Genomic DNA, 19688 nt, shown 5'->3' on the forward strand with positions numbered 1-19688 from the left:
CCTAGACTTCACCCCAAACCTACTGGGGGTTGAAATGTCACGTTGGCCAGCTTTACTCGCCGGTCTCCTCTTATTGACCGGCTGCTCCACCACCGTCACCGGCTCCGCGTTCCCGCAGGGCAGCGCCCCGCAAGCCCCGTCGGCGGACACACCGGTCTACAAGGCGCCCGCGAACGGATCGGGGTTCAGCACCGACCCGCTCGACCAGCCGCTCCCGCTGCGCTCCGAGATCAGCAAGGCGGCCTGCGACTGGCTGCCGCTCGTCACCGAAGAGATGAAACCGCTCGGAACGATCAGCTCGGAGGCCGTGCTCAGCGGCTGTCAGTTCGTGCTGCCGAACAACAAGGGCGCGCAGGTCCACGTCTACGGGCCGTACAACCGGATCACGCAGACGACCTCCTCGGTCGAGCCAGTGCAGATCGCCGGGCTGAAGGGTCGGGTCTACACCTTCGACCCGCCGCCGGTCACGTTCTGCTCGGTGCTGCTGGACGTCCGCGCGTACGCCGCGCTCGCCGTCGACGGCTACGACATCGGCGGCGACGAGGCAGGCAACCGCGCCGAGCACTGCGAGGTCGCCAAGAAGGTCGCCGAGGTCATCGCGAAGAAGTTCGTGCCGCTGGCAGGCGGCACACCATGGGAAGGCGTCGTCCAGGAGCCGCCCGCCGACGCGCTCGCCAAGATGCCGGGCGGCATCTGCGAGATCGTGAAGTTCACCCACGTCAACTACGCGGGCATCTCCGTCCCGCGCGGCGGCGGCAAGGAAGGCACGACTCCGCTCGGCCCGAGCTGCAGCTACGAGAGCAAATACGCCAACGCCGTCGGGTCCTATACGACGGCAGGGGTCGGTTTGGCCGGGGTGCCCGAGAAGCCTGGGGCGCGTGTGACGCCTGGGAAGTTCGGCGTGCTGCCGTCGCGGACCGAGCAGACGGCGACGAGCTGCACGCTGAGCGTCGAGCTGCAGAGCAAGCAGGTGCTGCAGACCGAGTTCATCCCGGTCGCGAAGGACGCCAAGGACAAGGCTTGTGAGTCGGTCAGGGTCACCATGGCCGTCTCGGTCGCCAGCCTCATCAGCGGGATCTCGTGAGCCGGTGTTGCCGACGGTGAGAACCCAATGCCGGGTAGTTGAGGCTTGGCTTGCGTCGTCAATCGACGCGACGCCCCGGGCCGGCCGGTGTGGACTTCCGCGGCCAAGCTCGACGTGGTTGCCGACCTTGGGGTGCAGTGTGAAGTGAGGGGGCCATTGGGTGCGTTGTCAGCACTCGGGGTCACCCTCGCTGCGCGATCAGCCTCAGGCGGAAGCCAGTGGTCGTGAGCGTTGCGGGCGGTTCTAACCGCCCGCAACGCTCACGACTAGCGGGTCTGGCGAGGCACGAACTGGGTGACCGGCCCGTCGGCGGACTTGCCGACACGCGAAAGCCAGCCTTCGACCTCGCGCCGGACGGCGGTCAGTGTCGGGCGGCGGCGAGGGTCGGCGTCCAGTGACGCGATGAGCAGACGCGAGTGCGCGCTGCGCGCGGGCAGGCACGACATCGGCTCCGAGCGGGCGGCGGCCATCAGCGCGGCCATCGGCGTCTCACGGGTGCCGCGGGGCGGCTGGCCCGAGAGCGCGTAGCTGATCGTCGCCGCGAGCTGCCAGGCGTCCGAGGCCGGGCTGGCCTGCGAGCCCATCGCGGTCTCGGGCGCGACGAAGTCGGGGGTGCCGATCATCATGCCGGTGGCGGTCAGCTTCGAGTCGCCCTTGCTGCGGGCGATGCCGAAGTCGATCAGGTGTGCCAGGCCGCCGGGGTCGAGGATGATGTTCGACGGCTTGATGTCGCGGTGCAGCACGCCCTTCGCGTGTGCCGCGGCGAGCGCGCCCGCCATGGTCGCCCAGAGCCGTCCGGCGGCGATGTCGTCGAGCGGGCCGTGGCCGTCGACGATCGCGGCCAGCGGGCGGCCTTCGAGGTACTCCATCACCAGCGCGAGGCCGTCGTTCTCTTCGACCAGGTCGTAGACGCGCACACAGTTCGGGTGGCTGACGGCGGCGAGCGCGCGGGCTTCCCGCTGCATGCGCTCCTCGGTGTCGCGGTCGGGCGCGTGCGCGATCTTCAGCGCGACCGTGCGGTTGAGCTGGGTGTCGTGCGCCTGCCAGACGGTGCCGAAACCGCCGGCGCCGAGCTGCTTTATACGCCGGTACCGCCCGCCGCCCGCGTTGCGCGAGCCGGGCGGGGCCGGGATCGGGCCGGGTGCGGCCGCGAGCAGCGGCGCCGGTTCGGCGGCGGGCGCGACCGAGGTCGGGTTGTAGTTCTTCAGCGGCGGCGGGGGCGGAGGAGGCGGCGTCTGCGCGACCTGTGAGGGCGGCGGGCGGTACGGCTCCGGCTCGGGACGCGGGCGCTCGGGCCGGTTGATGACCGACCACGGCGGCGGGCCGACCAGCGCGACCGGGATGATGCCCAGCACGCTGAACGGCAGGAAGCCGAGCCACAGGTGCACGGCGGTGTTCGCTTCGACGCCCGCGCTGAACAGGAACATCGCCACGAACGGGATCCAGATGAACCGCGACGGCCACTTCGGGCCGCGGCGGAACGCGGTGCGTGCCTGCAGCATCACGAACAGCAGCGACGCGGCGGGCAGGCCGAGCAGGAGCACCAGGTAAAGGCCGTAGGACAGGCCTTGGCCCGTCGGGTAGAAGAGCGTCTCGTAGACGTTCTGCCCGCCACCGAGGTACTCCTTCTGCACGCCGACCCACGAGCAGAAGTCTTTGTCGAGTGTGGACATTTCGGCGCCGGAAAGTCCCGACGCGCCACCGGAGAACGCCGCGCGGTACGTCTCGGACACGCCGAGGCTGAGCAGCCACGGGAAGACGAGCGCCGCGACCAGCCCGATGCCGCCGAAGATCGACAGCGTGGTCATGTCGTAGCGGTTTCCGGTGCCCTTGCGGATGATCGCGATCACGACCGACCCCAGCACCGGGAACAACGCGATCAATGCCCCAGCGGTACTCGTCGCCCACACCCAGTCGCCGGGACAGATGCCAGGCCCGAAAAGCGTGTGCGCCAAGGACAGCAGCGAGCTTGCGAGACCGCCCACTCCCCACTCCCTCGCGTCGATTTTGCCGTTTTCCCCCAACTCAGCTTAGGACGCATGAGCGTCGGTCGCGGTTGCCGGGCTAGATACCGTGGCGCCAGACGACCTGGCTCACACGTTCGGCGTCCAGCCGCCAGCGCTGCCGCCGGTAGGTGAGCACGATCGCGGCGAGCGCCGCGCTGCTCACCACGGCGGCCGCGGCGACCAGTGCGACGCTGCCGGCCAGCGCCGCGAACACGACCACCGCGAGCCCCGCCGCCACGGCGAAACCACCGAGCAAGGCGGCCAGATTCCGGCTGCGCCACACCCAGTCCTCGCCCGCCTTGACCTCTTCCTTCAACGCGAGCGCGGTCGCGTCACCGCCACCCAGCGTGATCATCCGGTCGGCCGCGTAGGCGCAGAACTCGCGTTGCTTGGCGCTGGTCATCACCAGCACCTGATCGCGTGTGACGCTGCGCACTTCCGCGGTCAGCTCGCCCAATCTGGCCACGACCTTGGCCCGGACGGCCGCATCGCCCGGGTTCGCGGCCAGCTCGGCCTCCAGCGCCCGCGCCTCGGCCATCGGGTCGCCCATCGCCATCCTCCCGAACGTGGTCATCCGCCCCGGCGAACCATGCTACTGTCTGTGCCCACTTGAACACCTCATCGCGGCAGGGGAGGGTCACGCGATGCCAGCGAGCAATGCCCGTCTCGCGCTCATCGTCGCCGCCGCGAACCTCACCGCCTGCGCGCTCGTCGGCACGGTCCTGCTGGTCACCACCGCCTCCGGCGGCACGCCTCAGTCGCAGCCACCACCGGCCGGTCAGCCGACCACGGCGAGCAGCGTTCCGACCGCCGTTCCGTCCTCGACCACCCAGTCATCCTCGTCCTCCCCGACGCCGTCCACCTTGCCCGACAACTTCCAGCCTGTCGCGGGACCGGCCGGGTTCCACACCGCGATCCCGGCGGGCTGGACCACCAGCCCGGTGCGCGACTCGCCGGGCGCGACCCAGGCGACCGACCCCGCGAAGCCGACTCGGTTCGTCCGCTACGGTGGCGCCTCGGCGGACGGCGAGATCCTCAAGTCCCATGTGGACTACGAGAAGGCGACGTCCAAACGGCTCGCCGGGTTCGCCCGTTCCCAGCTGCGCGAGATGACGCTGCACGGCAACGAAGCCATCACCTGGGACTTCGAGTGGACCGCGCCGGAAGGCCTGCGGCACGTCCGTTCGGTCTACTGGCGCAAGTCCGGGATCGAGTACTTCTGCTACGCCTCGTCGCTGGCGAGCGAATGGCAGGAAATGGACTCGATCCTCACCACCATGACGGACAACGCGAAACCCTGACCGCGAATCAGGTCCATGATGGGTGGCGTCGTCGACGACAAGGAGATCGCTGCCATGGGCGACTACGCCGAAGCGCACCGACGGAGCCTGGAAGACCCGGAGGGCTTCTGGCTGGAAGCCGCCGAAGCGATCGACTGGTCACGAAAACCGACGCGGGCGCTCGACGACAGCGGCGCGCCGCTCTACCGCTGGTTCCCCGACGGGGAGCTGAACACCTCGGTCAACGCGCTGGACCGGCACGTCCAGGCCGGGCGTGGTGAGCGGACCGCGCTGATCTGGGACTCGCCGGTCACCGGCCAGACCCGCCGGTTCACCTACGCCGAGCTGCTCTACGAGGTCACCCGGTTCGCGGGCGCGCTCGCCTCGCTGCACGTCGACAAGGGCGAGCGGGTGATCATCTACATGCCGATGGTGCCCGAGGCCGTGATCGCGATGCTCGCCTGCGCCCGCCTCGGCGCGGTGCACTCGGTGGTCTTCGGCGGCTTCGCGCCCAAGGAGCTGGCCGCGCGCGTCGACGACGCCAAGCCGAGGGTGATCGTGGCCGCGTCCTGCGGGATCGAGCCGACGCGCACCGTCGAGTACAAGCCGATCATCGACGAGGCGCTGGCGATGAGCGCGCACCAGCCGGACCGCGTGGTCATCCTGCAGCGCGACCGGCACAAGGCCGAGCTCGGCGAGCGGGACGTCGACTGGAACGAGCTCATCGAGCACGCGCCGCCCGCGCAGGCGGTGCCGGTCGCCGCGACCGATCCGCTGTACATCCTCTACACCTCCGGCACCACGGGTAAGCCGAAGGGCGTCGTCCGCGACACCGGCGGGCACGCGGTCGCGCTGGCCTGGTCGATGAGCGCGATCTACGACATCCAGCCCGGTGACGTCTGGTGGACCGCGTCCGACGTCGGCTGGGTCGTCGGGCACTCGTACATCGTCTACGCGCCGCTGCTGGTGGGCGCCACGTCCGTGCTCTACGAAGGCAAGCCGGTCGGCACGCCGGACGCGGGCGCGTTCTGGCGGGTCATCGCCGAGCACGGGGTCAAGGCGCTGTTCACCGCGCCGACCGCGCTGCGGGCGATCAAGAAGGTCGACCCCGAGGCCAAGGAACTGGCGAAGTACGACCTTTCGCGGTTCCAGACCCTGTTCATGGCCGGCGAGCGGCTCGACCCGGAGACCTATCACTGGGCGAGCGAGCACCTCGGCACCCCGGTGATCGACCACTGGTGGCAGACCGAGACGGGCTGGCCGATCGCGGCGAACCCGCGAGGACTGGAGCCGATGCCGGTCAAGCCGGGCTCGGCGACCAAGCCGGTGCCGGGCTGGGACGTCCGGATCCTCGACCAGGCGGGCGAAAGCGTGCCAGCGGGCCGTGAGGGCGCGATCGCCATCAAACTTCCGCTGCCGCCCGGATCACTGCCGACGCTCTGGGGCGACGACGAACGGTACAAAGAGACCTACCTGTCGCGCTATGACGGTTATTACCTAACCGGAGACTCCGGCTACCTCGACGAGGACGGCTACCTGTTCGTCATGGGCCGGACGGACGACGTGATCAACGTGGCCGGTCACCGGCTCTCGACCGGCTCGATGGAGGCCGTGCTCGCTTCGCATCCCGCCGTTGCCGAGTGCGCGGTGATCGGCGTCAAGGACCAGCTCAAGGGGCAATTACCGCGCGGGCTCGTGGTGCTCAAGGCGGGCGTGGAAGTCACCGAAGCGGACCTGAAGGCCGAACTGGTCGCACTGGTCCGGCGTGACATCGGGCCGGTCGCCGCGTTCAAGGACGTGTCCATTGTGGAGGCGTTGCCGAAGACCCGGTCCGGCAAGATCTTACGAAAAACCATGCGTGGCATCGCGGACGGACGCGACGAAGCCGTCCCGTCCACCATCGAAGACGCCTCGGTGCTGGAGGCGCTCAAGGTGGTATTGCGCGGAAAATAGGGGTCGGGTGGTACGTACCACCACCGATCGGCCGTTGTGCTCCGCGCCACATTGGTCTATACCTCTGGTGACGTCTTGAATCCCTACCGGAGGTGTTCCGTGAGGAAGCGCGTGTCCAGGGCCCTGCTGGGTTCGGCCATTCTGAGTCTCGCGACTCTCGGCCTGCCCGTGGTGGCGTCGGCCGGTCCGACCGCTCAGACCGCGAGCTCGGAACGCGCTGTCACCGACATCATCCCGGCCCCGGTGGAGGCGAAAGCCGACGCCAAGGCCGATTTCTGGCTCTCGCCCGCCACCGTCATCAAGGCGGGCACCGGCGCGAAGCAGGTCGCCGACTACCTGCGCGGCCAGCTGAAGCCCGCCACCGGCTACCGGCTGCCCGTGCTCTCGCACAGCTTCGGCCTGCCCGCGATCTCGCTCGAGCTCGGCCACGCCGACGCCCGCGTCGGTAAGGAGGGCTACACCCTCAAGGTTGCCAAGAATGGTGTAACCCTCAAGGCGAACACCGCCGACGGCCTGTTCCTCGGCGTGCAGTCGCTGCGGCAGCTGCTCCCGTCCGCGATCGACGCGAAGACGGTCCAGCACCGGCTGTGGACGGTCGCCGGCGGCAGCGTCCTCGACTACCCGCGGTTCGGCTACCGCGGCGCGATGCTCGACGTGGCCCGGCACTTCTTCAACCCGGACCAAGTCAAGACCTACATCGACCAGATCGCCCAGTACAAGATCAACACGCTGCACCTGCACCTGTCCGACGACCAGGGCTGGCGCATCGAGATCAAGAGCTGGCCCCGGCTGACGAGCTTCGGCGGCCAGACCGCGGTCGGCGGCGGCAAGGGCGGGTTCTACACCCAAGAGCAGTACACGGACCTGGTGAAGTACGCGGCCTCGCGGCACATCACGGTGATCCCGGAGATCGACATGCCGGGCCACACCAACGCGGCCCAGTCCTCGTACGCCGAGCTGAACTGCGACAAGAAGGCCGTGCCGGTCCGCACGGACACCGAGGTCGGCTACAGCTCGCTGTGCATCAACGACCCGGTGACCTACCGGTTCGTCGACGACGTCTTCCGCGAGCTCGCGGCGCTGACGCCTGGCAAGTACATCCACATCGGCGGCGACGAAGCACACGCCACCAAGCCGGAGGACTACCTGACCTTCGAGAACAAGGTGCAGCCGATCGCGGCCAAGTACGGCAAGTACATCAGCGGCTGGGACGAGATCGCCAAGGCCAAGCCCGCCGCCACGGCCATCCCGCAGTTCTGGGACACCGTGAACGACAAGCCCGAGGTCGCGGCCGCGGCGGCGCGCGGGAACAAGATCCTGTTCTCGCCGGCGAACAAGGCGTACCTCGACATGAAGTACACCGACTCCAGCCCGCTGGGCCAGGACTGGGCTGGTCTCGTCGAGGTGAAGGACGCCTACGACTGGGATCCGGCCACGTACCTGAAGGGCGTCACCGAGAGCCAGGTCGCGGGTGTCGAAGCGCCGATCTGGACCGAAACGCTGGTCACCAACGACGACCTCGAGTACATGGCGTTCCCGAGGCTTCCCGGCCACGCGGAGATCGGCTGGTCGCCCAAGGCGACGCACAACTGGGACACCTACCGGCTCCGGCTGGCGAAGCAGGCTCCGCGTTGGGGCGTGCAGGGGATCGATTTCTACCGTTCCCCGCAGGTGGACTGGAAATAAGGACTAGGTTGCGGGCGGTGCGCTCATCGCCGCCGCCCGCAATCTGCTCGACATGCAGTCGCGGGCCAGCTCGTACGCCTCAGTTCCCCCGTTCATGACGGAATCGGCGTTGGCTGCCCGGCCGAGTGCATGAAGTTCGAAGGACAGCTGGGCCACCTCGACCCCCGACCCGAGGTGGCCCAGCTTTTTGGCTTCCCGGACCAGGTCGGTGATGAGGTTCGCGAAGTCGCGGCCCACTTTCGCGATGGCGTCGTGCACCCTGCCGGACCGCGCGTCGAACTCGGCGGCGGTGTTGAAGAAGAAGCAACCGCCGGGGAAGACCCGCTCCTCCGAATACGCCAGCCAGTTCGTGCACAGCGCGTCGAGCCGGGGCAGCCCCGGCGGCGCGGTCATGGCCGGCGTGATGACGTGCTCGGTGAAGATGACGCTCGCCGCGCTGATCGCGGCGAGCTGCAATTCCTCTTTCGAGCCAAAGCGCGCGTGGACCCCGCTCTTGCTGAGTTCGAGCTCCGTCGCGAGCCTGCCGATCGACAGCCCGTCGAGGCCTTCGACCGACGCGATGTCGACCGCGCGCTCCAAGACCGCCGCGCGCGTGGCGTCACCACGCGCGACCCGGCCGTCAACGGTCATAGCGCGCCCCGTTGAGTTCGGCGATCGTCGGCTCGATCGGATCGGACTCGACCAGCGTGAGCTCACCGTCGGTCGGCACCTCGCCAGGGCGCAGCACGCGCAGGTACCAGCCGCTGCGGCCGTTGCGGATCATCTCCGCGATGATCTGCTTGCGCCCGGTCTTCATGGCGAGCTTGAAGCACGGCGAGCGCGGCTTGGTCACCTGGACCAGCGCGTCGCCCCAGGCCCAGACGTCGCCGACGCGCACTGTGCGCTCGTCGACGCCGGTGACCGAGACGTTCTCGCCGAGATCGCCGGGTTCCGCGGCGAGACCGTCATCGGACCAGTGTTCGTAATGCTCGGCCGGGTAGACGTAGACCGCCATGTCCGGCCCGCCGTGCACGCGGCGATCGGCCTGGTCGTCACCCTCGAGATTGATCTCGCCGAGCTTGACGCGCGCGCTCTCGACCCTGGCCTTGGCGATCGCGCTGTACACCGGCTCGTCCCGCACCGTCCCCAGCACGCTGGGCTTGCCCACGAAGACACCCTTTACCCGCATGCCCTCGAAAATAGCACGACCGTTCGTACACTTTCACGTCTCGAGCAGCCGCGACCGGATCAGGAACCGCACGCCTTCCGGTGCTTCCAGCGAGAACCCGCTACCGCGCCCCGGCACCACGTCGATGGTGAGGTGCGTGTGCTTCCAGTACTCGTACTGCGCACCGGACATCCACACCGGCACGGCGCCGATGCCCGTCACCCGCAGGTCACCGAGATGCACGTCGGACTCGCCGATCCGGAACTCGCCCTGCGGGTAACACATCGGCGCGCTGCCGTCGCAGCATCCGCCGGACTGGTGGAACATGACCGGCCCGTGCGTCCCGACGAGCCGCCGCAGCAACGCGGCCGCGGCGCCCGTCAGGTCGACGCGGTCCATCAGAAGAACCCGAGCGCCTGGTCGGAGTACGAGACCAGCATGTTCTTGGTCTGCTGGTAGTGGTCCAGCATCATCTTGTGGTTCTCGCGGCCGATGCCGGACGCCTTGTAGCCACCGAAGGCCGCGTGCGCCGGGTACGCGTGGTAGTTGTTCACCCAGACCCGGCCCGCCTGGATGTCGCGGCCCGCGCGGTAGGCCGTGTTCCCGTCGCGCGACCAGACCCCGGCGCCGAGCCCGTACAGCGTGTCGTTGGCGATCTTCATGGCGTCGTCGTAGTCGTCGAACCGCGCGACCGAGACGACCGGGCCGAAGATCTCCTCCTGGAAGATCCGCATCTTGTTGTGGCCCTCGAACACGGTCGGCTCGACGTAGTACCCGCCGGACAGCTCGCCGCCGAGGTCGCTGCGCACGCCGCCGGTCAGCACCTTCGCGCCTTCCTGCTTGCCGATGTCGATGTACGACAGGATCTTCTCGAGCTGGTCGTTCGACGCCTGCGCGCCGATCTGGGTCTCGGTGTCGAGCGGATGCCCCTGCTTGATCTTGCGGACGCGCTCGACCGCGTCGCCGAGGAACCGGTCGTAGATGCCGGACTGGATCAGCGCGCGCGACGGGCAGGTGCAGACCTCGCCCTGGTTCAGCGCGAACAGCGCGAAGCCTTCCTGCGCCTTGTCGTAGAAGGCGTCGTTGGCCGCGGCGACGTCGTCGAAGAAGATGTTCGGGCTCTTGCCGCCGAGCTCGACGGTCACCGGGATGATGTTCTCGCTCGCGTACTGCAGGATCAGGCGGCCCGTGGTGGTCTCACCGGTGAACGCGACCTTCTTCACGCGCGAGCTCGACGCGAGTGGTTTGCCCGCTTCGACGCCGAAGCCGTTGACGACGTTGAGCACGCCCGGCGGGATCAGGTCGCCGATGAGCGAGATCAGCACGTGGATCGACGCGGGCGTCTGCTCGGCGGGCTTGAGCACGATCGCGTTGCCTGCCGCGAGCGCGGGCGCGAGCTTCCAGACGGCCATGAGCAGCGGGAAGTTCCACGGGATGATCTGGCCGACCACGCCGAGCGGCTCGTGGAAGTGGTACGCGACGGTGTTGTCGTCGATCTGGGAGATCCCGCCTTCCTGGGCGCGCAACGCGCCGGCGAAGTAGCGGAAGTGGTCGATCGCCAGCGGGATGTCGGCGGCGAGCGTCTCGCGCACCGGCTTGCCGTTCTCCCAGCTTTCGGCGATCGCGAGCGTTTCGAGGTTCTGCTCCATCCGGTCGGCGATCTTGAGCAGCACGCCGGCGCGGGCTTCGACCGAGGTCCGGCCCCACGCGGGCGCGGCGCCCTCGGCCGCGTCGAGCGCCCGGTCGATGTCCGCGGAGGTCCCGCGCGCGATCTCGGTGAAGGCCTGGCCGGTGACCGGGGTCGGGTTTTCGAAGTACTGACCACCGGCGGGCGCGACGTACTCGCCACCGATGTAGTGGTCGTAGCGGGTTTCGTACTTCGGGGGCTCGTACTGGACCATCGTTGCCTGCCTCATCACTCGGCGTACCGGACGACGGCGAAGGTAGGCCGGGCGACGTTGCACGCACGTTGCACCGGAGTGAGCGCGGTCACGTAGCCTCGACCACGTGGCAGAGCAGCCCGAACCCGACTTGCTGCGCGACCCGGAGTCCTACGCGCGGCTGCTGCGCCATGTCCACGAAGCCGTGCTTTCGGGCGTTCCCGCTCCCCGCTCGCCACGGTCGGTGATCTCGCAGTCCTGGGACCGTTCGCTCGCCGCGCGCGTCGACCCCGACGCGATGCGCCCGCCGCTGGTGTACGGCGCGGCGGAGCTGCGTGCCGTGCGCGACGAACATCCGCTGGCGCCGGTGCTCCCCCTGCTTCGCCAGACCTTGGTGAGCATCGCCGACGACGCCGAGCACATGATGATCATCACCGACGTCGACGGCCTCATCCTGTGGCGCGAGGGCGCGAACGCCGTGCTCCACCGCGCCGAGGGCGTCCAGCTCACCGAGGGCACCCGATGGAGCGAGGAGGCGATCGGCACCAACGCCATGGGCACGTCACTGGCCACCGGCGAGCCGGTGCAGATCTACTCCGCGGAACATCTCGTGCGCGCGTATCACGCGTGGACCTGCGCGGCGGCGCCCGTGCGGGACCCGGAAACGGGGCTGCTGCTGGGTTCCATCGACGTCAGCGGCCCGCTGCGCACGGTCCACCCTGCCATGCTCGCGCTCGTCACGGCCGCCGCGCAACTCGCCGAAGGCCAGTTGCGCGCCCAGCTCGCGGTGCGCGAAGAACGCTTGCGCCGTAACAACATGCGCCACCTCGAAGCACTTCGCGGAGAGGCGGGCGCATTGCTCTCGGCCACCGGCCGGGTGCTCGCCAGCGAATCCTGTGGCGACCTTCCGTCCACAGTGGACATCAGGCGCACCGGCGGCGCGATCACGCTGCCCGACGGCAGGCTCGGCGCGGTCGAGCCACTCGACGAGGGTTTCCTGCTCAGGCTGCGCACCCGCGCGCCACGTCAGCGGCCGAAGCTGGCGCTGGAGTTCCTGACCGACGGCGCGCCGTCCATCGCGGTCGACGGCCGCGAGATCCCGTTCACCTTGCGGCACGCGGAAATCCTGATCCTGCTGGCACTGCACCCCGCCGGCCTCAGCGCGGAACGGCTCGCGCTGCTGCTGTACGGCGACGCGGGAAACCCGGTGACCGTGCGCGCCGAGATCCACCGGTTGCGCGCCCAGCTCGGCGACGTGGTGCGTACCCGGCCGTATCGCCTCGCCGCCGACGTCGACGCCGATTTCCTGCGCGCCAGAACGGCTTTACGCCAGGGAACCGACGCGGCCAAGACGTTCCGCGGTCCCCTGCTCCCCGAATCCGAAGCGCCCGCCGTGCTGGAGGAGCGCGAGTCGCTGACGGCGTCGGTCCGGCGCGTGGCGCTCACCGGCCGGAATCCCGAATCACTTTGGTCGTTCTGGGAGACCTCGTGCGGCGTCGACGACCTGGAGATCGTCGACGCCTTGTGCGACCTGCTCCCCGATGACGATCCGCGGCGCGCGGTCGTTCTCACGCATCGAGCGCGTCTGCGGTGACCTCGCGTTCCCGGCTGCCCAGGATGAGCAGCGGCAGCAACGCCGCCAGCGCGATCGCCAGCTCAGCCGCCCCGACCAGCAGATAGCCCGAATTCGGACCGAAGAACGCGAGCACGTCCGCCAGCGAAAGCGCCCGGAGCACCACCAGGGTCCAGCCGACCACGACCAGCGTGAGCGTGGTGGACAGCAGCCGGGCCGCGGGCACGGCCAGATGCCCGATCGTCGCGCAGAACCAGATCAGCGAGTAGATCGTGATCGCGTCCCAGACCCCCGCCTCGAGCCTGATCCAGCCGAGCATGGGCAGCAGTTCGAGCGCGACCCCCGCGATCAGCGCCAGCAGCCACGGCCGCTGCGGCGTCGGCTGCGCCTCACGATGGAACGCGGCCAGCCCGAGCACCAGGCCCGCGTTGATCAGCACCTGGCTCCAGCCGCCGAACAGGAACGCGGGCTCGCCAGCGAAGAACTTCCCGGTGGCCACGACGGCTTCGTAGATCGAGTACCCGAAGCCGACGACCGCGAGCCCTCGCCCGATCCAGACCTGCCCGAAGAGCACCGCGAAGAACGCGCCGAGCCAGGGCGCCGCGGTCCAGTTCGTCACCATGCCCGCCGCGTTGACGAGCAGACCTATCAGCACGACCGTTCGTACAGCCGCACCCCAAGCGACCGAGCGCGTGGGAGCCGAACCACCGCCGAGCCGCAGCCGGAGCGAGAGCGCGGCCACGCTCATGACCTCGCCGAAGCTCGGCCGGCCGTGCTCCTCGACGAACTCCGGATCCTCCTGGCCCGCCAGCTCGGTCGCGAGATAGGTCGCGACCATGTCCTCGGCCCACTTCTCCCAGTACCACAGGGGCAGCAGCCTCAGCAGGTACCGATACCGGTCTTCCAGCGTCTTCATGCCGTTCCCCCCTGTGCGCGCCACGCCCCGAGCCGGAGTTCGGCCGCGCGCGCGTTGGCCGCCTGACGGGCCGCTTCGGCCGCGACGGCCTGCCGCCCGGAATCGGTGATCCGGTAGTACCGCCGCAGCCGCCCCTGCTCGACCTCTTCGCGGTCGAGCTCGACCTGTCCCTCCCCGGTCAGCCGGTCGAGCGCGCCGTACAAGGTCCCCACCTTGAGCCGGACCCGCCCCTCGGAGAGCTCCTCGACCTCCCCGACGATGCCGTAGCCATGCCGCGGCTCGCCGACGAGCGCCGTGAGGATGAAGAACGCCTGTTCCGTCATCGTCCGTCCTGCCATGGCCGTGAATATATCGGAAGCCGATATATCTTGCCAAGGCGAGTAGACACTGTCTACCGAAGTTTGATAAACAGTGTCCTCCAGGTGAACGGAAAGAGAACGGCAATGGGCTACCGCAGGTTCGTCGCACTCGGCGACAGTTGCACCGAAGGACTCGACGACCATCACCCCGAGAACGGGCTCTTCCGTGGCTGGGCGGACTTCGTGGCGGGCAGGATGTCACTGCTCGAACCCGACTTCCGGTACGCCAACCTGGGCGTCCGCGGCAGACGGCTCGACCAGATCACCGCGGAGCAGATGCCGACAGCGGCCGAGCTGAAGCCGGACCTGATCGCCCTGTTCGGCGGCGGCAACGACGTCATGTCCTCCGGCTGGGACGCCAGGACCGTCGCGCGCCGCGTCGACGCGGCCATCAGCCAGGCGACCTCGATCGCACCCGACGTCGTGGTGTTCACCTTGAGCGACATCGCCGAGCGCATGCCGTTCGGGAGCCGCATGCGTCCCCGCATCGAAGCGCTGAACGACGCCATCCGCGAAGCCGCGGTCAGCTACGGCGCGCGGCTCGTCGACCTGTGGCCGGACGAGGCCGTCAGCGACTCCCGCTACTTCGGGCCGGACCGGCTGCACCTGTCCGAACTCGGGCACCTGCGGCTCGCCGCGCATCTGCTGGCGAAGCTCGGCCTGCCCTTTGAGCAGTCCTGGCTCGAACCACTGCCCGGCACCCCGTCGCGGCCGACCTGGCGCGAAGACCTCCACTGGTTTCGCCACCAGGTGCTGCCCGTGGCCATCACCAGGACTCGGAACCGCATGATCGGCCGCTCGCCCGGCGACGGCTTCCTTCCGAAGCGCCCGCAGCTGCTCCCCGTCGAAGGCACCCCCGCGTGGATACCCGGGAACGCCTGATCTCGAGCGCGACGACCCTCCTCACCGAGGAAGGGGTCGACGCGGTCACCCTGCGCGGCATCGCCAAGGCCACCGGCGTATCCCACGGCGCGCCGCTCCGGCATTTCGCCGGGCGCGCGCAGCTGCTCTCGGCGGTCGCGTCAAACGGGTTCGAAGCACTGCGCCACCGCTTCGACGACGTGCTGCCCGGACCGCCGCGCGAACGGCTGCTGGCGGCGTGCCGGAGTTACGTCGAGTTCTCGCGGGCCGCCCCGTCGATGTTCGCGCTGATGTTCCGGCACGACCTGCTCGACCACGAAGACCCCGTGCTCGCCAGGCTGACGGCGGAGACGTTCGACAGCTTCGGTGAGCTCGTGGCCGCCGCCCAGCACGAAGGCTGGCGCGTCGACACGGATGCCCAGGCGCTCACCGCCGCGCTCTGGTCGGCGCTCTACGGCGTCGCCGAGCTGGGACTTTGGGGCGGAACCGGCAACGCGAGCCTGATCGAGACCCTCGAAACCACGCTGGAAGCCTTCTTCGGCTGACCGCCACAGTTCAGGAGAAGCGGGGCGCTGAGACCCAGCTCACTCTGAACATAGGGGTGCCACAGGGGTGCTGTGCTCTGGAGCACAGTGTCTCAACCCTGATATACGTATGTATTACACAAGTGGCACAGTGGAAAGAGGTCACCAATGAGCTACCACCGATTCGTTGCGCTGGGCGACTCCTGCACCGAGGGCTTGGACGACCCGCACCCCTTCAACGGGCAGTACCGTGGCTGGGCCGACTTCGTCGCCGGGCGCCTCGCGCTGGACGAGGCCGACTTCCGGTACGCGAACCTGGGGGTACGCGGACGCCGCCTCGACCACATGCTGTTCGAACAGATCCCCGTCGCGGAGACGATGCGCCCTGACGTGATCTGCCTCTTCGGCGGCGCGAACGACGTGATGGCGGGCATCTACGACGAGCGCACGGTCGCACGCCGCGTCGACGCCGTCTACCGCGCGGCCACCTCGATCTGCCAGGACGTCGTCGTCTTCACGCTCCCCGACGTGGCCGCCAGGATGCCGCTGGGCAAGCGCATGCGCCCGCGCATCGAGGCACTCAACGACGCCATCCGCGAGTCCGCGGTCAGCTACGGCGCGCGGCTCATCGACCTTTGGCCGGACACCTCCGTCAACGACTCCCGCTACTTCGGCGCCGACCGGCTGCACCTGTCCGAGCCGGGTCACCGCAGGCTCGCCGCCTACACATTGACCAAGCTCGGCATCTCGTTCCCGTCGTCCTGGCTGACCGAGTTCGACGGCACCGCGCCGCAGCCGACATTCGGCGAGAACGCGAGCTGGGTGTGCAAGCGCGTGCTGCCGCTGGCCGCCCGCCGGGTCAAGAACCGCCTCACCGGCAGCGAGCCCGGCGACGGCATCAGCCCGCGCCGTCCCGAACTCCGCCCGGTCCTGCCTTCGGAGACCGCCGTCCCGTTCCACTCGTTCCGCCCGGAACTGTTCGCGGCATGAACCACACCGCGCGGACGCCTCTTTCGGCACTCTGAGGAGCTCCGGAAGAGGCGTCCGAACTTTTTCTCCGGCGGCATGTCACATCCGCGCGGCGGGATCCGTCGAGGCCATGAGACCACCTGAAACTGGAGGAAATCATGGAAGCACGGATGAAGAACCCCGCGATGGTCCTGCCGGACGCGATGAAGGGCATCCAGAACCTGTTCAAGGCCATGAACTCGAGCACCGTCTCGCAGACCACGATGGAGCTGGTCCACCTGCGGGCCAGCCAGATCAACGGGTGCAGCGCGTGCGTGTACGGCGGGCTCGCGAGCGCCAGGAAGGCGGGCGAGACCGACGAGCGCCTGGGCATGGTGGCCGTGTGGCGTGAGTCCCCGCTCTTCACCGACGAGGAGCGTGCGGCGCTCGCGCTGGCCGAATGCGCGACGCGGCTGGCCGACCGGTCGTCTGACGCGGTGTCCGACGAGCTGTGGGACGAGCTCACCAGCCACTTCGACGAGGGGCAGATCTCGGCCCTCATCCTGATGGTCGCGACGACGAACCTGTTCAACCGTATCAACGCCGTGACCAAGACGCCTGCGGGCGCGACCTGGTGAGCTAGCCGAGCGGCGGGGCGAGGATCCATCCCTTGGCCAGCAAGGCATCGCAAGCCTGGACGGCCGTGCGCAGGCGTTCGTCCAGGCTGCCGGTCAGCCGCAGCCACGGCACGCCGGTGGTGCCGAGCAGCTCGGCGAACCGGGCGGTCATCCACGGCCGGATGTCTTCGCCGTCCCGCAGCCCGTCGTCCTCGAAGGGGACATCCTCGTGGTCGGTGAGTAGATACAGCGCGGGTTTCCGGTTCGACACCAGGGAAGTCGACCCGAGATAGCGCTCTTCCCACACTCGGGTCGCGAAAGAATCCGTGTCACAGAAGAGAAGCGGACCACCGCGCCCGGCGGCGGCGTCTTCGGCGGCGTTCTGGTGTTTGGCGACCATGGCGAAGTCTTCGGCCTCCCAACGGAGGTCGAAGACGGTCGCCGCCGGGTCGGCCGCGCGGGCCCTCGCGAGTTTCAGCTCGGTGTACTCGCGGCCGTACTCCGGCACCCATTCGGCGCCATAGTGCTCCGCGAGCGCACGGGAAACCGTTGTGGTCCCTGAGGATTCCGCGCCGAGCACGACCACCCGCCTGGCGAACCACGCCCGCACCGACGGCGCCAGGAACTCCCACTGGCCAGCCGGATCCGCACGCACGGCGGTCCCCGAAACCGGCACCGACGCGCGATCGAGGTCGACGACCACGGACGTCGCGTCGAACCGGCGGGCCAATTCGGTGCCATACGATTCGGAGGTGAACACGGCGTCGACGACGTCCCCGCCGAGCGCCTCACGGAAGATCGCGCAGTGGATCTCCCAGACGTCCGGATCGTCGTAGTCGGTCGCGTGCTCGTCCATCGTGCCGACCACGCGAACCCAAGGCGTGTCAGCGTGTTCCGCACGCAACCAGGCCACCCTGTCCGCCAGCGGGATGGACTCCACTGTGGACGCGCACGCGATCACCGTCACCTGCTCGCAGCGCTCCGCCGCCGCCCTGATGAGGTGATGGTGACCGAGGTGCGGCGGATAGAACTTCCCGATCACCATGCCGTGCGCGAACTTCACGCCACCACCGGCTCCTTCGCCAGCGCGCGCCGCCAGCTGTGCAGGCCGTTCACGCACAGGCACAGGAAGATCACGTAGACCACGGCCGTGACCCACAGTCCTTTGTAGCCGTAAAGCGGGATGTACAGCACGTCCGCGGCGATCCAGAACCACCACGACTCCAGTAGCTTGCGCGTCTGACCGTAGGTCGCGAGCAGCGAAAGGACGGTCGTGGCCGCATCCCACCACGGAACGGTCGAGTCGGTCGCGTGCGCCAGCAGCGCCCAGAGCCCCACGGTCCCGGCGACCCCGCCGACGGCCAGCCCGATCCACTCGCCGGACCGAGTCCGGCGCACCGGCAGCGCGCCGCGGTCCTTTCCACCGAACAGCCAGTTCCACCAGCCGTAGAGCGCGAGCACGACGTAGACGACCTGGAGTCCCGCGTCGGCGTAGAGCCCCGCCGTGGTGAACAGCAGCAGGAACGCGAGGTTGTTGGCGATGCCGATCGGCCAGTTCCAGAGGTTCTGCCTGGCCACCAGCCAGACACACCAGACGCCGGTGACCGCGCCGATGAGTTCGATGACGGAGACCGGGGCGCCGAAGATCCGGAACGCTTCGGCGTTGAACCAGGAGACGAGGAGGTCGAACACCTCGCGAGTATTTCCCGTCTCTCACTCCATGCGAATGTGACCCGCGTCACCCAGACGGCGGCTTGTTTCAGACATCCGGGGAGCTGTGTCATAAACCAGGCCTATTTGTTGTTCGCGACAACTTAACCGCCGGCTTCACAACGAGGAGGAGCCCATGCGAGTCAAGCGCCTGTTCAGCGCCGTCGCGGCCGGGGCGACAGTGGTCGCGCTCATCGCGACCGCCGTGCATTTCGGCAGCCTGGACACCCCGGCCCACGTCAACCACTCCGCCCACTTCTGGATGCCGACCCCCGAGCAGGCCGACGCGATCGTCGCCCAGCAGGTGGCGGCCCCGGTGCGCGGTTCCGAATTCCGCGCCAACTGCTTCAGTTCGCACCGCAGGAACGACGACCCGATCGTCTTCCCCGGCCAGGCCGGGGTCTCGCACATGCACGAGTTCTACGGGAACAGGAGCGCCAACGCGCAGTCGACGCTGCAGTCGCTGAGCCTGGGCACCACCAACTGCGACCCGGTGGTGGACCTGTCCTCCTACTGGACCCCGACGGTCTACAAGAACGGCCAGCCGATCGCGCCTGAGCGCGTGACCGTCTACTACCAGGGCATCACCAACATGGCCGCCGCCGTTCCGCACCCGCGCGGCCTCCGCTACGTCATCGGCAACGCGGGCGCCACCAACGCCGACCAGAACCCGTCCGCGCGGTGGTCGTGCACCGGCTCATCGCCGTCCAGCCGGGACTTCATGAACTGCGCGCCCGGCTCGAAACTCGAGACGTACCTGGACTTCCCGACCTGCTGGGACGGCAGGCTCGACTCACCGAACCACCGGGACCACATGGCGTTCGCGCTCGGCCAGACCTGCCCGGCTGGCTATCCGCACGTCGTGCCGCGGCTCGAACTGCTGATCACCTATCCGGTCAACGGCGGCGGGCTCACGCTCGCGGGCACCCGCAACGGGCAGCTGGTGACCGATCAGCCCGGCTACACGTTCCACGGTGACTTCTTCAACGCCTGGGACGCGAACGAACTGGCCAGGCGGGTGCGCGCCTGCATCAACGCCGGCTACATCTGCGGCACGGACGGGAAACCGATCCAGCAGTGAGGTTCCGCGCTCGGCGAAGAGTGCGGGCGGCCACCTCCCCCGCGGCCACACTCCACGCTCTTC

19 protein-coding genes and 1 pseudogene are annotated in these 19688 nt (G+C 68.8%); 10 read left to right on the forward strand and 10 right to left on the reverse strand.

The genetic code is table 11. The features are described 5' to 3' along the window. Positions 1 to 34 precede the first annotated feature (34 nt). Positions 35 to 1084 (forward strand): DUF3558 family protein, encoded by a 1050-nt coding sequence (locus BLV57_RS18375; RefSeq protein ID WP_143047093.1) that lies wholly within the window; start codon positions 35 to 37, stop codon positions 1082 to 1084. A 266-nt stretch (positions 1085 to 1350) separates the two neighbouring features. Here BLV57_RS18375 and BLV57_RS18380 read toward each other — a convergent pair whose 3' ends face one another. Both BLV57_RS18380 and BLV57_RS18385 read right to left on the reverse strand, forming a co-directional pair. Then, complete coding sequence (locus BLV57_RS18380) at positions 1351 to 3069, reverse strand: serine/threonine-protein kinase (RefSeq protein ID WP_091290125.1); 1719 nt, start codon at positions 3067 to 3069, stop codon at positions 1351 to 1353. 79 nt (positions 3070 to 3148) lie between these two features. Further along, positions 3149 to 3664, reverse strand: a complete 516-nt coding sequence (locus BLV57_RS18385; protein WP_143047094.1) for a hypothetical protein — start codon at positions 3662 to 3664, stop codon at positions 3149 to 3151. A gap of 70 nt (positions 3665 to 3734) precedes the next feature. Between BLV57_RS18385 and BLV57_RS18390 the strand changes: the two genes are divergently transcribed. The 3 genes from BLV57_RS18390 to BLV57_RS18400 all read left to right on the forward strand — a co-directional run bounded on the left by BLV57_RS18390 (position 3735) and on the right by BLV57_RS18400 (position 8009). Then, positions 3735 to 4391 (forward strand): hypothetical protein, encoded by a 657-nt coding sequence (locus BLV57_RS18390; RefSeq protein WP_091290129.1) that lies wholly within the window; start codon positions 3735 to 3737, stop codon positions 4389 to 4391. A gap of 54 nt (positions 4392 to 4445) precedes the next feature. Continuing rightward, positions 4446 to 6323, forward strand: coding sequence for a propionyl-CoA synthetase (locus BLV57_RS18395; protein WP_091290483.1), 1878 nt, complete (start codon positions 4446 to 4448; stop codon positions 6321 to 6323). Positions 6324 to 6422: 99 nt separating this feature from the next. Beyond that, positions 6423 to 8009 (forward strand): beta-N-acetylhexosaminidase, encoded by a 1587-nt coding sequence (locus tag BLV57_RS18400; RefSeq protein ID WP_091290130.1) that lies wholly within the window; start codon positions 6423 to 6425, stop codon positions 8007 to 8009. 3 nt (positions 8010 to 8012) lie between these two features. Here BLV57_RS18400 and BLV57_RS18405 read toward each other — a convergent pair whose 3' ends face one another. From BLV57_RS18405 to adh, 4 genes and pseudogenes are all read right to left on the reverse strand, one after another. Next, positions 8013 to 8639, reverse strand: coding sequence for a TetR/AcrR family transcriptional regulator (locus BLV57_RS18405; RefSeq protein WP_091290132.1), 627 nt, complete (start codon positions 8637 to 8639; stop codon positions 8013 to 8015). Continuing rightward, positions 8638 to 9177, reverse strand: a pseudogene (locus tag BLV57_RS18410) (MOSC domain-containing protein); the annotation flags it as partial. The gene BLV57_RS18405 and the pseudogene BLV57_RS18410, both read right to left, overlap by 2 nt. 33 nt (positions 9178 to 9210) lie before the next feature. After that, positions 9211 to 9558: a DUF779 domain-containing protein gene (locus BLV57_RS18415; protein ID WP_218134838.1), complete on the reverse strand. Its 348-nt coding sequence runs from the start codon at positions 9556 to 9558 to the stop codon at positions 9211 to 9213. Continuing rightward, positions 9555 to 11057 (reverse strand): aldehyde dehydrogenase, encoded by a 1503-nt coding sequence (gene adh, locus BLV57_RS18420; RefSeq protein ID WP_245757371.1) that lies wholly within the window; start codon positions 11055 to 11057, stop codon positions 9555 to 9557. The genes BLV57_RS18415 and adh overlap by 4 nt, the downstream gene beginning before the upstream one ends. Before the next feature lie 106 nt (positions 11058 to 11163). Here adh and BLV57_RS18425 point away from each other — a divergent pair, with 106 nt between their 5' ends. Continuing rightward, positions 11164 to 12630, forward strand: coding sequence for a helix-turn-helix domain-containing protein (locus tag BLV57_RS18425; RefSeq protein ID WP_091290139.1), 1467 nt, complete (start codon positions 11164 to 11166; stop codon positions 12628 to 12630). Here BLV57_RS18425 and BLV57_RS18430 read toward each other — a convergent pair. Next, entirely contained in the window at positions 12605 to 13525 is a 921-nt protein-coding gene (locus BLV57_RS18430) for a hypothetical protein (RefSeq protein WP_091290142.1), read from the reverse strand. The genes BLV57_RS18425 and BLV57_RS18430 overlap by 26 nt on opposite strands. After that, entirely contained in the window at positions 13522 to 13863 is a 342-nt protein-coding gene (locus BLV57_RS18435) for a PadR family transcriptional regulator (protein ID WP_245757372.1), read from the reverse strand. Before BLV57_RS18435 ends, BLV57_RS18430 begins: the two co-directional genes overlap by 4 nt. Before the next feature lie 105 nt (positions 13864 to 13968). On the opposite strand from BLV57_RS18435, the gene BLV57_RS18440 reads away from it, so the two are divergent. From BLV57_RS18440 to BLV57_RS18455, 4 genes are all read left to right on the forward strand, one after another. Then, a complete protein-coding gene (locus BLV57_RS18440; RefSeq protein WP_091290145.1) occupies positions 13969 to 14766 on the forward strand; it encodes an SGNH/GDSL hydrolase family protein in 798 nt (265 codons plus the stop codon). Continuing rightward, entirely contained in the window at positions 14745 to 15290 is a 546-nt protein-coding gene (locus BLV57_RS18445; RefSeq protein WP_091290147.1) for a TetR/AcrR family transcriptional regulator, read from the forward strand. The genes BLV57_RS18440 and BLV57_RS18445 overlap by 22 nt, the downstream gene beginning before the upstream one ends. A gap of 147 nt (positions 15291 to 15437) precedes the next feature. Continuing rightward, positions 15438 to 16259 (forward strand): SGNH/GDSL hydrolase family protein, encoded by an 822-nt coding sequence (locus tag BLV57_RS18450; protein WP_091290149.1) that lies wholly within the window; start codon positions 15438 to 15440, stop codon positions 16257 to 16259. 137 nt (positions 16260 to 16396) lie between these two features. After that, complete coding sequence (locus tag BLV57_RS18455) at positions 16397 to 16855, forward strand: carboxymuconolactone decarboxylase family protein (RefSeq protein ID WP_091290151.1); 459 nt, start codon at positions 16397 to 16399, stop codon at positions 16853 to 16855. 1 nt (position 16856) lies between these two features. Here BLV57_RS18455 and BLV57_RS18460 read toward each other — a convergent pair whose 3' ends face one another. Next, complete coding sequence (locus tag BLV57_RS18460; RefSeq protein ID WP_218134825.1) at positions 16857 to 17897, reverse strand: AAA family ATPase; 1041 nt, start codon at positions 17895 to 17897, stop codon at positions 16857 to 16859. Next, complete coding sequence (pnuC, locus tag BLV57_RS18465) at positions 17894 to 18526, reverse strand: nicotinamide riboside transporter PnuC (protein WP_091290153.1); 633 nt, start codon at positions 18524 to 18526, stop codon at positions 17894 to 17896. The genes BLV57_RS18460 and pnuC overlap by 4 nt, the downstream gene beginning before the upstream one ends. Before the next feature lie 154 nt (positions 18527 to 18680). On the opposite strand from pnuC, the gene BLV57_RS18470 reads away from it, so the two are divergent. Beyond that, positions 18681 to 19625 carry a DUF1996 domain-containing protein gene (locus BLV57_RS18470; RefSeq protein WP_091290155.1) on the forward strand — a complete coding sequence of 315 codons (945 nt, stop codon included), beginning with the start codon at positions 18681 to 18683 and terminating at the stop codon, positions 19623 to 19625. Positions 19626 to 19688: the final 63 nt, after the last annotated feature.

The sequence above is a fragment of the Amycolatopsis xylanica genome, assembly GCF_900107045.1.
GTDB lineage: Bacteria > Actinomycetota > Actinomycetes > Mycobacteriales > Pseudonocardiaceae > Amycolatopsis > Amycolatopsis xylanica.